Annotated in this window: 15 protein-coding genes; 8 read left to right on the forward strand and 7 right to left on the reverse strand. The window is 42.1% G+C overall.

Features of this window, described 5'->3' with window-relative positions:
- Positions 1-816 precede the first annotated feature (816 nt).
- The 4 genes from MMU05_RS07240 (at position 817) to MMU05_RS07255 (ending at position 4,587) form a co-directional block, all read left to right on the forward strand.
- Positions 817-1,563, forward strand: a complete 747-nt coding sequence (locus MMU05_RS07240) for a hypothetical protein (RefSeq protein ID WP_241141011.1) — start codon at positions 817-819, stop codon at positions 1,561-1,563.
- A 4-nt stretch (positions 1,564-1,567) separates the two neighbouring features.
- Positions 1,568-2,008: a DUF5675 family protein gene (locus MMU05_RS07245; RefSeq protein WP_241141012.1), complete on the forward strand. Its 441-nt coding sequence runs from the start codon at positions 1,568-1,570 to the stop codon at positions 2,006-2,008.
- A complete protein-coding gene (locus tag MMU05_RS07250; protein WP_241141013.1) occupies positions 1,963-2,193 on the forward strand; it encodes a hypothetical protein in 231 nt (76 codons plus the stop codon). The genes MMU05_RS07245 and MMU05_RS07250 overlap by 46 nt, the downstream gene beginning before the upstream one ends.
- 150 nt (positions 2,194-2,343) lie before the next feature.
- Entirely contained in the window at positions 2,344-4,587 is a 2,244-nt protein-coding gene (locus tag MMU05_RS07255; protein WP_241141014.1) for a TonB-dependent receptor domain-containing protein, read from the forward strand.
- A gap of 160 nt (positions 4,588-4,747) precedes the next feature.
- On the opposite strand, the gene MMU05_RS07260 is transcribed toward MMU05_RS07255, so the two are convergent.
- The 6 genes from MMU05_RS07260 to MMU05_RS07285 form a co-directional block, all read right to left on the reverse strand.
- A complete protein-coding gene (locus MMU05_RS07260) occupies positions 4,748-5,332 on the reverse strand; it encodes a hypothetical protein (protein WP_241141015.1) in 585 nt (194 codons plus the stop codon).
- A 70-nt stretch (positions 5,333-5,402) separates the two neighbouring features.
- The gene (locus MMU05_RS07265) at positions 5,403-7,028 is read right to left on the reverse strand and encodes an InlB B-repeat-containing protein (protein WP_241141016.1); all 1,626 of its coding nucleotides are present in this window, start codon (positions 7,026-7,028) and stop codon (positions 5,403-5,405) included.
- A gap of 44 nt (positions 7,029-7,072) precedes the next feature.
- Positions 7,073-9,886, reverse strand: coding sequence for a TonB-dependent receptor (locus MMU05_RS07270; RefSeq protein ID WP_241141017.1), 2,814 nt, complete (start codon positions 9,884-9,886; stop codon positions 7,073-7,075).
- Between the two features lie 190 nt (positions 9,887-10,076).
- Entirely contained in the window at positions 10,077-11,048 is a 972-nt protein-coding gene (locus MMU05_RS07275; protein ID WP_241141018.1) for an AAA family ATPase, read from the reverse strand.
- A gap of 267 nt (positions 11,049-11,315) precedes the next feature.
- A complete protein-coding gene (locus MMU05_RS07280) occupies positions 11,316-11,978 on the reverse strand; it encodes a pseudouridine synthase (protein WP_241141019.1) in 663 nt (220 codons plus the stop codon).
- Between the two features lie 78 nt (positions 11,979-12,056).
- Entirely contained in the window at positions 12,057-12,233 is a 177-nt protein-coding gene (locus MMU05_RS07285; RefSeq protein WP_198669865.1) for a hypothetical protein, read from the reverse strand.
- Between the two features lie 171 nt (positions 12,234-12,404).
- Here MMU05_RS07285 and MMU05_RS07290 point away from each other — a divergent pair, with 171 nt between their 5' ends.
- From MMU05_RS07290 to MMU05_RS07300, 3 genes are read left to right on the forward strand one after another with little or no spacing between them, the layout of a single operon-like run.
- Positions 12,405-13,541, forward strand: a complete 1,137-nt coding sequence (locus tag MMU05_RS07290) for an amidohydrolase (protein WP_241141020.1) — start codon at positions 12,405-12,407, stop codon at positions 13,539-13,541.
- The gene (locus MMU05_RS07295) at positions 13,534-14,208 is read left to right on the forward strand and encodes a TatD family hydrolase (protein ID WP_241141021.1); all 675 of its coding nucleotides are present in this window, start codon (positions 13,534-13,536) and stop codon (positions 14,206-14,208) included. Before MMU05_RS07290 ends, MMU05_RS07295 begins: the two co-directional genes overlap by 8 nt.
- Entirely contained in the window at positions 14,205-14,930 is a 726-nt protein-coding gene (locus MMU05_RS07300) for a tRNA threonylcarbamoyladenosine dehydratase (protein WP_241141022.1), read from the forward strand. Before MMU05_RS07295 ends, MMU05_RS07300 begins: the two co-directional genes overlap by 4 nt.
- 19 nt (positions 14,931-14,949) lie before the next feature.
- On the opposite strand, the gene MMU05_RS07305 is transcribed toward MMU05_RS07300, so the two are convergent.
- Positions 14,950-15,417 (reverse strand): MaoC family dehydratase, encoded by a 468-nt coding sequence (locus MMU05_RS07305; protein WP_113923409.1) that lies wholly within the window; start codon positions 15,415-15,417, stop codon positions 14,950-14,952.
- Positions 15,418-15,699: 282 nt separating this feature from the next.
- Here MMU05_RS07305 and MMU05_RS07310 point away from each other — a divergent pair, with 282 nt between their 5' ends.
- A complete protein-coding gene (locus tag MMU05_RS07310; RefSeq protein ID WP_241141023.1) occupies positions 15,700-16,518 on the forward strand; it encodes a class I SAM-dependent methyltransferase in 819 nt (272 codons plus the stop codon).
- Positions 16,519-16,522: the final 4 nt, after the last annotated feature.

Consider the following 16,522-nt stretch of genomic DNA (forward strand, 5'->3'; position numbering starts at 1 on the left):
CGCTTTGTCTGATACTAACCAATTTAAATAGAAAAGAAGAAATATTAACCGATTTGCTAGGAATTTAACATAGAAACCTGACAACGCGAAGCAGATAACCATTACAACCACTACAACAATTAAAACCTTCCCAACACGACAACCATTTCAACAAATAGAACCACTACAACAATTACACCTGTCCGCCGTGGCGGAACCTTTCCCAACCCGAAAACCACCACAAATTTTTCCACCCTATTCCCCACCTTTCCGACCTCCTTCCAATCCAAATTCTATAAAAAATTCAATACCCAGAACCTTAGAATAAATCTATTTTTTTATAAATAATCATATTTATTTTTCAAAAACCCACTATTTACCCCCACTTCCCCCTATACTTCCCCTAACCCTCTCCTGGGGACCCGTTATACCCTCCCCCACCATTCGTTAACTTTTGACCAATTTCCAAGAAACCATATAATTATTCCGATATTTTTTGGACTTGTACTTTTCCAAGAACAAAATATTGGCTCCTGATCGTAAAAAATCTCCAATCTTAATTGCTTTAACACTCGCCATTGTGACTGCCTACTGATCTCTGATCACTAAAAGTGGAATCTGTCACCTATCACTGCTACTTGCCACTCCAAAGCTTAAGAGATTCCATCAGTGGACTGTTGACCATGGACTGTGGACATATTTATACAAAAACCGCAGAATCCGCAGAAACGGTACTTTTCCGCAAAATCCGCAATATCCGCAGGATCCGCAGATTCAATTTTTTTCCACAGCCTAGCTCTCCACATTTGGTCATGTTTCACTTAAACCACATGAAAAATGGCAAAGCAAACAAGTATCATCACACTCAACGGTAACGTAGGCGGATTGTCCTTCTACAAAACCAAGGACGGCCACATGGCCAGGGAAAAAGGAGGCGTATCCAAAGACAGGATCATGAACGATCCCAAATACGCCAGGACTCGGGAAAACCTGAAAGAATTCACCGAGAATATCAGGACTGTCAAATTGGTCCAGGATACCATCAGACCGGCCATCATCAGGATTGCAGATCCACAACTTTACCAAAGGTTGGTCAGGCAGATGATGAAGGTGCTCAGAACCGACCCGGTCAATGGAAGAGGTTTAAGGATTGTCGCAGAAGGGGATTGGAACCTGCTCAAAGGTTTTGAACTCAATGGCAATGCAATTTTGTCCGGCACATTGAGGACAGAATTCACGGTAACAGATACACCTACCGATTGGACCTGTTCTGTTCCGTCATTTCTACCCGCTGACTATCTAGTCATCCCCCAGGGTGCGACCCATTTCCGGCTGATGGCTGCAGGGGCATCCTTTGACTTGACTACAGGGACTAAGAACTTTCTCTTAGAAACCGGTTCGGACAATCCGATCGAACAAGTAACCGCCCCAATCACATTCACAATCCCCAAAGCAGGATTGCCGGAGGCAAACAAGCTCTTCATCTTCGGGATTGAATTCCTACAGATTGTCAATGGGCAGCAATACGCCATGAACAACGGGGCACACAATGCTGCTGCTTTCATCACAGTGGAAAAAGTCTAAGGCCATGAAGCTGCTTTTGAAAAGGGAGTATAGCAAGCACCTTACCAAAGGATCACTGTCCTTAGAAGGAAAGCTGCTTTGCAAAACCCTTGAACCATCGGTAAAATCAAAACCCAATCCTTGTGCAGAAGCTCTGTACAGGTTGGCTTACGATTACGACGATGACAGAGGTTGGTACCTATATTTTGAAGCGGATGCAAGACGCATTGAAATCAGGAACAATTCGGTAACAGCTGCCAAGGACTGCATAGTCCCTGTCACCTGTTTCAAAAAAGGCATACCTATGTTCTCCCGCCTTGCATGTAGGAAGTTGACCGACAAGTTGATGGATTACATGGAACAAGGGGAAGAGGTATGGCTGGAAATCTACAGTGAGTTCAAACCTTCAAAACAGAACCCATGGAAATTGAATCCGCAGAATACCTTGCAGGGGCAGGAGGCGTAATTTCATTGATGCTTTCGATCATCGCCTACCTGTTGAAGTTCCTCCTGCAGGACTTCAGGGCACTGCAGCAAAACCTCCATGAGGTGCAGACTAGGTACCAGTTGATGGAAGTGGCCATGCAGTCCATGTCCAAAGAACTGAGTGCCCTCAGGCTGCAGCTACAGAAGAAAGCTCCTCCAGTCTAGGAAAGGATTATTAAGTAACCCTTTGACCAATCATCCCTGTCTCGTTGAGATGGGGATGATTTTTTTCAGGTTCCAAATTCCCCACTTATCAAATCTTTTGAACAATTCCATATCATTTGTGATTAAATTCGGCAATAACTTTCCGATCAAATGAAACTCTGGATTTCTGTTCTCCTTTGCCTTTCCCCGCTTTTTCTCTCTGCCCAAACCAAAATCACCACCTTGGATAAAAACAGCAAAAGGCCTATTTCAGGGGTTTTGGTGAAAATCCAGGGACAAGTCAATCAGGTGACCGATGAAAACGGACAGGTGGAAATTAACCTGAATAATCCCGGAATCCTGACTTTTTTGCATATCAGCTATGAACCGCTGTCTGTTTCAGTTGCACCAAATGAATCCCTAACACTAGAATTGATTCCGGTTACCACGTCACTTTCGGAGGTGATTGTGACGGGATTTGAATCGGAAAGACCACTCGTCCATCAGGCAGGAGCGATCAGCAAGGTTTTGGAAAATGAGCTTTACCGTTTCAATGAGAACTCGATCTTGAGTGCCTTCAATACCAAACCCGGCATTAGGGTGGAGCAAAGGGCGCCGGCAAGTTATAGGATTTCCATCAGAGGAAGTTCTCTGCGTTCACCATTCGGCGTCCGCAATGTCAAGGTATATTGGAATGACATTCCCTTTACCTCTCCGGATGGAACGACCGCACTGAACCTCCTCGACCTGTCCAATATCCAAAATGCCGAAATCATCAAAGGTCCCGCAGGAAGCATCTATGGTGCGGGAAACGGCGGTGTGATCAGCATGTCAAGCCGTAAAACTGTAACTGAGAATTACCTTTCCGCAGACTTTGGCATTGGGGATTTTGGTTTGCTCCGTTATAGGATCGGTATCGATCAGAAAATAGGAAATGGTGGTATCAGCGCTTCCTATGTTTCCCAAAAATCCGACGGCTACCGTCAACACAGTGCAACTGACAGACAGGTTTTCCAATTGGCCATGCATACCAAGCCTTCTGATACGCAGACACTTTCTGCACAGATCCTTTATTCAGACCTGAATTACCAGATTCCCGGAGCCTTGAATCCGGCACAGGTGGAGGCTGACCGGACGCAGGCACGACCCGGTTCGGTGGAGCAAAACAGTTCAATTGCCCAAAAGACATTATACGGTACACTTTCCCATCAGATCGAATTGGGTCAAAAATGGGACAATTCCACTGCGTTGTATATGAACAATACGGAGTTTGAAAACCCTTTTATTCTTGATTACAAGAGAGAAACGGCCTTCAGTTACGGAGGTCGGACGAAATTCACCTTTGATGACAAATGGGGATCCTTCCCGGTAAAAATCATTGCAGGTGCTGAATACCAATATGGGAAAACCTTGGCCCAGAACTTTGGAAACAGACAGGGAAAGGCTGATACGATCAGATTTTCTGATGACCTGATCAGCACGCAGGCTTTTATTTTCCAGCAATTTGAAATTGAATGGACTTCCAAAGTACTCATGACTTTGGGTTTGAGCGAAAACTTTGGAAGGTATGACATCAACAGGTCCATCGACGCAGGACCAAATGATCCAACCAACAATACCAAAAATTTTGACCCTATAGTCATCCCGAGAATCGCCTTGGTCTACAAAGTCAATCAATGGTCCGGAATCCACGGTAGTATCAGTTCGGGCTTTTCTCCCCCTACCATTGCCGAAGTACGCACCAACGAGGGAAGTATCAATTTAGACTTGGAAGCAGAAAGAGGGATCAATTACGAAGCCGGCTACAGGGGAAAATTCGGAATATTCAATGTAGATGTGACGGCATTCTATTTCCAGCTTGATCAGACCATCACCTCTTACACCAATGAACAGGGTGTTGTGCTTTTCAGAAACGCCGGCCAAACCGACCAGAAAGGAATTGAGGCAAGCCTAGATTATGTTTTGGTCCGAAACCAAAATGCTTTCTTTCAGGAAATCAAGTTGAACCATGCCTTCACCGGACACTATTTCAGTTTTGGGGAATATGAAAGCGGAGGCAATGATTTTTCAGGAAATCAACTTACAGGAGTCGCACCAAATACCCTGGTCAATATCCTTGATGTCCGCACCAAGCCGGGGTTCTATCTTAATTTCACCCACCAATACGTGGACGCCATTCCGCTGAATGATGCCAATACGGTTTTTCAGGAATCGTATAACCTCCTCGGTGGAAGAGTAGGTTGGAGGACCACGCTTGGCAGCCGTTGGGATGTCGAAGCCTACGGTGGGGTAGACAATTTATTGGATGAACAATACAGTCTTGGAAATGACCTAAACGCATTTGCAAATAGGTATTTCCAACCCGCTCCCGGAATCAATTTTTATGGAGGAATGAAAGTCGGATTGAGATATTGAGAAAAAAATAAGGGGATAAAAAATGAAATTTTATTATCCCCTTAAACCGTATCAAAAAAACCGTGGAAAAATGCTATTCTCTATGAATCAAATTTAGATATAGCGAGAATAACAAAAAATACCGTGAACAGGGTATTTTTTAATCAATTTGAAACAAATCTCAAATTTCTGAATCTGAAGTTGCATTGACTTTCCAGATCCTGTCTTTAACATCATAAGTTACTCTTGAGTCAGGAAATTCGATATACTCTTCCTTTCCGGAGTTTTGGGGATAATATGGACCCAAATCTTCTCCTTTGACCATTTTATCAAACAGCATCAAACCTTTTTCCTGCATTTCAGGAATTTCAAATTTCCAAGTTCTGAATACTTCCTCGTAATAGGTTAAGCTTCCATCCGAATCTCGTTGCATTTTTACACCCGTAGCGACTTTTTTAACTGAAAGAGAAGGAGCTATTCTGGAGGCTAAGAAATATTCATAACCATCTTTTTCAGTATAACCTTCCAGATTGAAATCTAAGGCCAACTTGCTATAATACTCATCAAATGCTGAATCAAATTTATTGGCATGGGTTCCTCCTCTAGGTAAGTGACCCAGATAACGGACTGTAGTCAAGAGGATTTGTTGTTGTTCCGATTCTGAAAGATTCCGGTCAGGATGATACGGATCTTTTTGATTGCATGAGGAAAAATTCGCCAATGAACCAAGTAACAGCACTATTATTCCTTTCTTAAACACTTGCATATGTCTTTATCTAAAATAAAAAAGCTTGCCAAAGCTTTGAGCCTTGGCAAGCTAAAATAGAAAATTCAAATTAGTCTATAGCGTAAACTTTGCTTAATGGGTTGAACTCTGCCCATCCGTCAGTCCAATCAGTGGTTCCGTCAAAGCCGCCGATGAAAGGAACAGTTTTGTCAAAGAAAGTGGTTCTGATTGGTTCTGCAAACTTCGGATTATCAAATTTTGCTCCTGTAAGTAATGAACCATTGGCCAAAAGAACGAAGGAAGGGTTAGAAGGATATGTCTGAACTGAATACCTTGCAAAGAAGTTTAAAGGATTCAAACCATAACCTCTGTAGAAATCTTCCCAAGGCTGATCAGCTGCAGGTACTGTTGCAACAGTATTGGATGCATTCCAAATCGCCTGAACATCCGCTACAAGCGCCCCACCACCTGCTGCAAAGCTTACACCTGCAGTTGGATTGATCAAAGTATTGTTTATCAACACACCAGTTCCAGCCTGATATTGTTGGGTAACCGATTGGGTATTGAACCTAACTCCAAAAGGAAATCCAGTAAATACAGAGTTGGTTATTGAAACTGCAGTTCTTCTTCTCAAATCGATAGAGTGGAAGTTATTACCTGAAATAGCCCTACCTGCTCTGTCTCTAGGACCATAAACGGTAATATTAGAGAAAGTTCCTGTGGTATAAGGCTGAACATCATTGTCATTTGGACCATTGTCACATTCAAAAGCGTTTGATTGTGACTGATCTGCATAGAATGGATTCCTTACATCCAAGCCAAACTGAACGTTTCCTGAGTAACCATAATCCACATCGAAGGAATCGTCCCAAGAAGAAAGCGAAACCAAATATTTGTGGTTAATTGTTCCACCAAACCACTCAAAACCATCATCGCCACCAAAGGAGACCATAGTATTATCCATTTTTGTAGCTCTTCCGACACCACCCATAGTAATGGAGTTTGTTTCGTTGTTTGGAGTCAATTCTATACCCGCATACTCAACTCTCAAAAAAGTATATTCACCAGAAGAATCTTCGTCGTCTGTGCCACCAAAGATCTGAACAGGATCGATTCCTTCAATTGCAGGATCTACTTGGTTTGTTCTAGCTCTGCCCAAAATCACCAAACCTCCCCAATCACCACGATCTCTTTCTCCCACAGCTTGGGCAGAAGTCATTACGATTGGTTTTTCTTTGGTTCCTTTTGCTATGATTTTTCCTCCTCTTTGCACAATCAAGGTACCTCTAGTTCTCTTTTCACCATAGATTATTGTTCCCTCTTGAATGGTTAATGTAACACCTGTTGGAACAAAAACCTGGCCTTGAAGTAGGTATTGCTTGTCATTGGTAAGTGTTCTGGTAGTCAAAATACCGGAAATTGGTACAATATTAGATACAGGCTCGAATATCGCAACCACACTTTTATCCGCATTCATAGTAACAGAAGCAGGATTTGAAGTACCTGTTACATCACCTTCCCATCTAACGAAAGTGAACCCTGCATTGGCAGTAGCTGTAATATTAACAGCAGCATTTTGAGCTTGTTGTCCTGTGGCAGGTGAAATAGTACCTCCAGCGGCAGGAAGAGCTATTGTTGAAAGTGTGTAAGTTACCGTAGGTACGGGATCTTCACCACAGCCGTAAATAAATACAGCCAACGCAAGCATGGAAAATAATTTTAATGCTTTTTTCATGATTTAATTGATTAGTTAATAATTGTTATTTAGAAGTTAATTTGTTATTTTAATTTATAATTTAGACTAAAGCTGAACATTGTTCCTTTTCTCCAGATATACATAGGGTCATCCACATCTAGGGTTATTCTCTTGTCAAAGTTGGAATCTTGGTAAAATCTATACTGGAAGTTGAGGATGTCTTGAATACCAAATTTGAATGTAGTTCTATCTTTGAAAGTTTTGCTTACTGTTAAATCTACCGCATGCCTTTCCAATTCATAAATAGAAGGGAAATTGACATTGCCCGCTACAAAGATTCTTGGACCTTGAACATTGTATGCCAAGCTAGTTTGGAAATTGCTTGCAGGGTCTATGTAATAGATGGCAGCATTGACCATATAAGGAGATTGTCCCTGTAAGGCACGCCTGTTTGCTTCAAACGCCACATCCTCTCCAAGGAATACCTCAGACCAGACCAAAGAAGCATTTACATTAAAGGAAAGATTTTTTAAGAAGGGAGCCGAAGTAACGGTGCTTAAGGCTTTTCTAGCTTCGATTTCAACACCTGCCACTTGTGCATTGTCAGCATTGGCATAGTTGAATTGCAAAGTCTCTGTTACGTTCTGCTGTACTTTCTCTATGGGATCATTGAAAAATTTGTAAAATCCTCCCAAGCTGAACATCTCACCTTCGTTAGGATAAATTTCCCATCTCAAGTCCAGATTGTCTACCCTAGCCATTTGAAGGTTTGGATTACCTGAGAAGCCTGCAATAAATTCAAAGCTGTAATACAAGAAAGGTGCAAATTCCCTGAACTCGGGTCTGTTTAGCGTCTTTCCGTACCCCAACCTCACCAAAGATTTTGGAGAGAAATTATAATCAACATTCAATGAAGGCAACACTGCCAACTCAACGTTATTTACAGTGATTGGCCCCGAGAAATCACCACTGTTCAAATTCTGTTCACTATACTCAGTCCTTACTCCTCCACTCAAATTAAACTTTGAGATTGGATAAACCCCGCCGATATAAGCTGCACCTACCAAAGTGGAAGCATCGTAAATGTCATTGGGTCTGGAGCCTTCCTGTACTAACCAACCATCACCCTGGCGGTAATTTTCAGGTGCAAAAGATTCATAGATCGGTTTTCTGACAAGCTCTTGTCTTGAAAACTGGTCATGGAATCCTGGAAAGAAGGTGGTTATATACCTCGCTTCGAAATCACGTTGCTTGTAATCTATAAGGTATCCTGCTCTCAGGATTCTTGGGCGGTCTTTTTCAACTCCCTCAAATTTTTTCTCAAAATTCAGTCCATTGATCACCCCAAACTCATTCATGTACCCATAGTACCTACCCAAATCCTGAGGGGAAGCACTTGGAGGGTCAATAATAATCCATTCACCTTCAGTGACATCCTTGCTAAGGAATGTTCTCAACCTCCTAAAATCAGGTTCGGCATGGTACAGGTAGTTTCCACCCAATACCCAATTCCACTTTGTCTTTTCATCATTGAACAAATGAGTTCCTTCTATTTGACCAGAATAAAGAGACTTAGATTCATATCTGAATGAATAATCGCGAGCCCCATCGGTTCTCTGGACAAAGTCTTTTCCTTCTCTGAAAATTGTCTCATTCATACCTGATTGGTTGAAGAGATTTCGGAATTCGATTTTGTTATTGGCATTGAGTCTGAGCAACCAGTTACTCATGACACCTACCTCATTCATTTTCATGTAGGTATTATCGAAATACTCGTCTCTCTTTTCTGTAGGTCTTCCCGGTTCCGGAAAGAAATATCTGCTTCTTTCTGCAAGGAAGAATTGGTAGGCCTGCCCCCAATTGATACTGGTAAACGTAGAGAGTCTTTTTCTTCCAACATCCCAGTTTTTCCCAAAGGAAAGCCCTAGCTGGGTATCAGGTAGGGCATTTGTGGTGTCCATCCGATAATTATTGTCTAACAATTGTCCAGCTTGGGCTCTAATGGGGCTTCCTGCGTTAGAATTTAGGAGATCATTTGTAGATGGAAAACCTCCTGGAAGACTCCTGCTGTTATCAAAACCCAACCAATCGGTGCTAGATCCTCTGGTTTGGGAATATTGGTTAAAGGTTGTGTTTTGCCTAAAACCTACTCCCATATGCAAATTAACAAAGTCATCGTCAGGTGTATTTTTGGTAAATACTTTGATCATCCCCCCTGCAAAATCCCCGGGGACTTCCGGTGAGGCAGATTTGTAGATCATCATCCTATCCAGGTTTTCACTGGGTATAAGATCAAAAGAAAATGTTCTTTTATCGACTTGTGTAGTGGGCGCGACTGAATTGTTGATCATGACAACATTATACCTGTCATCGACTCCACGGACACGTACGAATTTGTTATCGACAATGCTTACACCTGCAACACGTTTCATTACCTGAGCAGCATTACCATCTTGGGAAAGTTTAATCTGGTCTGCTGAAATACCACTTACAACCTGAAGTGATTTTCTGATCTCTGACACGATTGCGATATTTGAGCCTGTTTCCCTTGTTGCCATGACAACGACCTCATTCAAATCTCCGAGATCTTCTTCTAATTGAACATTCATTACAGTGGCTTTTTCTGACACAACCAGAACATCCTCAAATCTTACAGTCTTGAAGGAAATAAAAGAAACAACAATAGTGTAAGTTCCGGGTTCCACTTTGGAGATTTCGAAATCTCCATCCATTCCGGTAGCAACACCTTGGCTGGTGTTTTCTATTCTTACATTGGCACCAATAATGGTCTCGCCAGTTTTTGCGTCAATTACAACTCCTCTTATTGATCCTGATTGGCCAAACGAAAAGCCAGTCAAAAAGAGAAAAAGTAGCGTTAAGTAAATTTGATTTTTCATTTAGGTGTTATTTGTACAGCATTTTAAACGGCACAAATTTCACTTACCAATGTTAATTGGTAGCTTCTCAAAAATTATCAAATCATTAACAAGGATTGGTGAAAAAGAAACAGCCATCACAATTTTTTAATATTGCAATGGCTACACTCGATAGAAAACCAATAAATCCGAATTAAAAGTTGAAATCCTGTTATTTCAATGTTACGGATTTGTTAATAGGAATTTTTTCCAAGAAAATTTTAATGAGGTCTCTGGTACTGACATTGTCGGCTTCCGCCTCATAATTGAGGATAATCCTGTGATTGAGCACATCTTCTGCTATGGCTTTGATGTCTTCGGGAAGTACATAATCCCGCCCTTCCATAAACGCCATCGCCCTTGAAGCGAGGTTGAGGTTGATACTCGCCCTTGGGGAAACACCGAACTGTATATATTTGGCTTCATCCTTCAAGCCATATTTTACAGGGAATCTGGTCGCAAAGACCAATTCAATGATGTAGTTTTCCAAAGGCTCGGCGATTTTCACATCATTGATCTGTGAACGGATGGCAAAAATATCTTCTTTGGAAAGCACTGCATTTACTTCAGAAACGAAATGCATGTTGGCCATACGGCGCATGACTTCCATTTCATCTGCCTTGGAGGGATAGTCAATGTGCACTTTCATCATAAATCTATCCACCTGCGCTTCAGGAAGAGGATAAGTTCCTTCTTGGTCTACAGGGTTTTGGGTGGCAAGCACCAAAAAAGGTCTGTCCAACTGATATGTAGTCTCCCCGATAGTTACCTGCTTTTCTTGCATAGCTTCCAACAAGGCCGATTGTACCTTTGCAGGCGAGCGGTTGATCTCATCAGCCAATATGATATTGGAGAAAATTGGTCCTTTTTTTACTTGGAAGCTAGCCTCCTGTTGATTATAAATCATTGTTCCAATCAAATCAGAAGGCAATAAATCCGGAGTAAATTGAATCCTTTTGAAATCAAGATGTAAGACTTTGGCGAGGGTATTTACCGTCAATGTCTTTGCCAATCCCGGTACACCTTCCAACAAAATATGGCCGTTGGTAAAAAGCCCGATCAAAAGTCTGTTGACCATCCGGTCCTGTCCCACCACTACTTTTCTTACTTCATCTATAACTTGCTGAATCTTCTGCTGATGCATGTTTTGGTAATTATGTTAATGGTATTTGGTTGATAGTTATTGGTTATTAGAGACCATTTTGAAATATGATTGAAATAAAGTAGAAATAAATTGAAATATTCATCTCCTCTAACCTTAATTTTTAGACAAATCCTAAACTAAGGAGAATCAGTCTTGTGTCTTGTGTCTCAAGTCTTACGTCTATTTTTCCGGCTAAATTATAACAAAATACCCTTTATCCCAATTTATGCTTTTTACTTATTGATAAATGCCAAAAGGAGTTTTTGGTTACTTCTTTCTTTTTACGGAAGGTCGGGAAAAAGTTTTGTCCGATTGGCTATTTTCGCCCTTTTCAAATCTGTCTGCTTTGATTTTTAACAGTTTGTAGATTTCTTCTTTGCCAAACTCTCTGACTTCACCGGAGGTAAAACCGGCAATGGTCAAATTCTCCATGGACCACCTGACCAAGCGCAGCGTAGGATAACCAACCGCTGCAGTCATTTTCCGTACCTGCCTGTTTTTGCCTTCGGTCAATGTCAATTGGATCCAAGAATCGGGTATAGATTTTCTATACCTGATAGGAGGATTTCTTTCTGGAAGATTAGGAGTGTCGGTAAGGATTTTGGCAAATGCTTTTTTAGTTTGGTACAACTTTCCGTCAACATTGATTTCTGTCCCTGATTGGAGTTGGCGGATCGCATCCTCAGTCGGAATTCCCTCCACTTGGGCAAGATATGACCTCAGGTGACCGAATTTTGGATCAAGCAAATAATGGTTTAGCGGCTTGTCGTCTGTAATTAAGAGCAGTCCTTCACTGTCTTTGTCCAAGCGCCCGACAGGATAAACATCCGGCGGAAAGTTGGCTACTTTTTTCAAGGTATCCTCATCCCCGCTGAATTGGCTGAGGATTCCAAAAGGCTTGTATAAGACAAAGTATCTGTTGTTTGGCATTTTTTTAAAGAAAAAGGGTCTTTCTGCTTTCTTTAACCTGAAAGAGAAAAACCCTGTCAATCTAAGCTTGGAATAATATCAGCTTCCGCAACCGATGCAGTCAAAATGGCTATCCATAGGCTTTACACCTTTGAGTTGCATTTCGAGGTTGTGGATTTGGTCACGGGCTTCCATGTCTTGGAACATGTTGCCGGTCAAGGTGCCTTTCAGGTTGTCGATTTCCTGTTCAATGGCAGATTTTTGTTCAGTTGTCATTTTCAAATGGATTTAAGTGGTTACAGCATCCAATATAAAAAAGTTCTTTATTTTTTGTAAGTGCATGGAAGCCTTAGCAAAAATTTTTCTTCCTGAACAAAATTGAATCCCAAGTAAAATTTGTTGCCATTGGGTTTTCAAAACTTTAAATTTCTGAAAATATCCCACAAAATGCTCGACAATCCCACGATCCAAAAACTCACTGAATACAGAAAAACCCTTCACCAATTTCCCGAACTTTCCGGTCAGGAAACCGAAACAGCAAAAAAGGTACTTGAATTTTTCAGCAGTTTGCAGCCAGACAAAACCATATCCGGGCTAGGAGGAACAGGTTTGGCTTTTATTTTTGAAGGAAAAGAACAGGGACCGACAACCTTATTCCGCTGTGAATTGGATGGTTTACCGATCAAAGAAGAAAACAGCATTTCCCATCTCAGTACAATCCCAAACACCTCCCATGTCTGTGGGCATGACGGACACATGGCTATCGTCAGTGGCTTGGGTACTTACTTTTCTGCCAATAAACCCCAAAAGGGACGGATAGTCTTACTTTTCCAGCCTGCCGAAGAAACAGGCGAAGGGGCAGAAGCAGTTGTCAAAGACTCCAAATTCGCTGAAATCCAACCGGATTTTGCTTTTGCCCTTCATAATCTTCCCGGTTATCCACTTCATCAGATTTTGATCAAGCAAGGCCCTTTTGCCGCGGCATCTGTGGGGATGAGTATTCATCTCAAAGGTAGAAACTCGCATTCTGCCCATCCCGAAGCGGGAAATAGCCCGGCCGAGGCCATGGCCAAAACCATTGTGGCAATGGAAAAACTTCCCCAAGGAATCGAAAAGTTTTCCCTTGTCACCGTCATCCATGCGGAGTTGGGAAGTATTGCCTTTGGGACCACTCCCGGTACCGCCGTGGTCAGGGCGACCTTACGGGCATTTGAAAATGAAACCCGGGACCTCTTGGTTTCTTATGCCGAACAATTGGCTACTCAAATTGCCGACGAATATGGATTGGGAGTTTCTTTTGATTATGTAGAAAGTTTCGCGGCGACACACAATAATCCCGAGGCATGGCAAATTGGTTTGGATGCTGCCAAAAAATTGAATTTGGATATCCGCCACGTCGAAAAACCGTTCAGGTGGTCAGAAGATTTTGGCCTTTTTTCTTCCCATACCAAAACATTGTTGTTTGGTCTAGGGTCAGGATTGGATCATCCACAACTCCATGAACCCAATTTTGATTTTCCCGATGAGTTGATAAAGACAGGTGTCAGCATGTTTGCAGAAATTGCCAAAACGCTCCATGATTAACCAAAAATTCCAATCAGATTTGGTTCACTTTCCCGATTTCCATACCCATCAAAAAGGTAATTTCTTCAGCATTTTCAATGTCCTTCCTGACGATGGCATTCCGGATCAGTGTTTTTCATGGGGAATCCATCCCTGGTATCTGAATGAGAATTGGGAAAAGGAATTGGAAAAAATAGCCGCTTCATCCTCAAATCTTCGGTTGATCGCAATCGGTGAATGCGGCTTTGACCTGATCAAAGGACCCGAACCAAAAGTACAGATGAAGGCCTTTGAGGCGCAGGCACAATTGGCAAAAAAGATTGGAATTCCAGTCATCCTTCATTGTGTCAAAGGAACACATTTGCTTCAGGAATACTTAAAAAACCATCCCGAACCACCAACAATCATTTGGCACGGATTCAACCAAAATCCTCAAATCGCCGAAAAATTATTGTTTTTTCCGATCTGCTTTTCTTTTGGCAAAGCCTTATTGAAACAGAATTCCAATGCTCAACTATGGTTGCAGAAGTGTCCCCTGGAAAAGATTTTTTTTGAAACGGACAATTCGGACATTCCTATTTCTGAGATTTATCAACAAGCTTCTTTACTTTTGGGCCTCTCCACCGTGCAGCTTTCCGGACAGGTCAAGGAGAATTGGAACAGGATTTCAAATAGGAAAATGACATGAGTGAATTTGCTTGGCTGTCGAGGACGGAACTGATAACGGGAAGAGAAGGCCTGGAAAAACTTTCGAAGAAACACGTTTTGATCGTAGGTCTTGGAGGAGTCGGTTCCTTTGCTGCAGAACTGATTTGCCGTGGCGGAATCGGCGAGATGACCATTATCGATGGGGACGTGGTGGACATCAGCAACTGCAATAGGCAGCTTCCTGCTACCCAAAAAAATCTTGGACAATCCAAAGCAGAATGGATGGAAGAAAGACTCCTCAGCATCAACCCCAACCTGAAAATACATGTCGTCAGGGAGTTTCTGAGACCTGCCGCAATGACCCAACTTTTGGAAGAAAACAAATTTGACTTTGTGGTGGATTGTATTGACAGCCTGCTGCCAAAACTTCACCTGATAGAAGGTGCGATGAAAAAGGGATTTCCCTTGGTAAGTTCGATGGGTGCAGGAGGAAAAGTCGACCCAACGCAGGTAAAAATCGCAGACATCTCAGAGACCCACAGCTGCAAACTCGCCCAAATGGTAAGGAAAAGATTAAAAGCCAAGCAAATCCACAAAGGTTTTAAAGCAGTATTTTCCACTGAACTCTATATCAAAGAAAGCCTGATGATGACAGATGGCAGCAATTTCAAAAAATCCGCCTACGGGACGATGTCATTTTTACCGGCGACATTTGGTTGCGTCACGGCATCCGTGGTGATCAATGATCTATTGAAAAGCTAGGCTAGTAATTTTGTCTGACTCAGGATTGGAAATGGTATAAAAACACCAATACTCCTGTGAAAGCAGGTTTTTTTTGGTCTTTGATTTCCAACTTCACATTGACTTCTGCTTTGACAGTTCCGCGGAGGTTGACTACATTTTTCAGATTGGCATTGAGTCTGACTTCATTATTGACCAATACTGCTTGGGCAAATCTCAAGCTTTCGATCCCGTAATTGACCATCATCTTGAGGTTATTGACATGGATGACCTGATCCCAAAGGTAGGGCACCAAAGACAGCGTCAGGTAGCCATGGGCAATTGTATCTCCAAAAGCTCCTTCTTTTTTTGCACGTTCGGGATCAGTATGGATCCACTGATGGTCAATGGTGGCGACAGCAAACTGATTGATCTGTTCTTGGGTAATTTGATGATAGTCAGAGACTCCAAGATCCTGACCTATATACTTTTCGAAATCTTCAAAGCTCCCAATCGTGATTTTGCTCATATAAGCTGATGTTTTTTAAAATTTAAAGGTAAAAAAATTTCTCAGGTGGTGGAAGCCGGTTGCAGAAAACAGGAAAAAGGAAGTTTGTGATGCTTTACATGAGTATTATTATTTAATCTCCTCTGCTCTTCCCTTTATCCTGATCTCAAATACTTTATGGAGATCCTTACCACCAAACTCAAAGAGCCTGTGGTCCTCAAAAAAACAGCGAATCCTTAAGGCCCGTCAGGTGTTTTAAAATGCGCAATAATTCTTCTTTCTTTGCGAAACAATCCACAAAAAATGAGCGGTACTTCCACTCCCAAATACATCCACGGCTATCAGGAAGAAGAGCAGGAAAGGCTTAGGGAACAGGCTTTGGTGATCGAGAGACCCATTTATGATTTTATTGATTTTTCGGAGGTTAAGGAACTGCTTGAAATCGGCAGCGGCGTGGGTGCACAGACCGAAATCCTCCTGAAGAGATTTCCCCATCTTTCTATCACCAGTGTGGAATACGAATCCCGTCAGATAGCCAAAGCCAAGGAAAACATGGCCAAGGCAGGTTTTGGGGAAGATCAAGTGAGGTTCATCCATCAGGATGCCAAAAACCTAAAACTCAACAGAAAATACGATGGGGCTTTTATCTGTTGGGTTTTGGAACACATTCCTAATCCTATTGAAGTGCTTGTCAGGATGAAACCGTTTCTGAAGCCCGGAGCAATGGTTTCAATCACGGAGGTTTTCAACGCAACTTTCTACACCTATCCGATAATGCCCGCCATTATGGATTATTGGAAAATATACAATGAGTACCAAGTCCACATTGGAGGCGATCCACAGGTAGGGGCAAAACTTGGTGATTTGTTGTCCGAATCAGGATACCGTGACATCAGCCTCAGGAGTGGGGGATTTCATCTTGACAGCCGTCATCCCGAAGAAAGAAGTACGGTATTTTCTTATTGGAAAAATCTGATGAACAGTGGCGCTCCCGCCTTGTTATTAGAGGGATTGGTCACTGAGAAGCAAATAGAGGAAATGCTTTCCGCCATGGAAGAACTTCAGAATATGCCAAATTCAGTTTTTTATTATAGATTTATCCAAGCCACCGCTTTTGTATAAACCA

Origin of the sequence: Cognataquiflexum rubidum (assembly GCF_022538115.1) — a bacterium.
GTDB classification, from domain to species: Bacteria; Bacteroidota; Bacteroidia; order Cytophagales; family Cyclobacteriaceae; genus Cognataquiflexum; species Cognataquiflexum rubidum.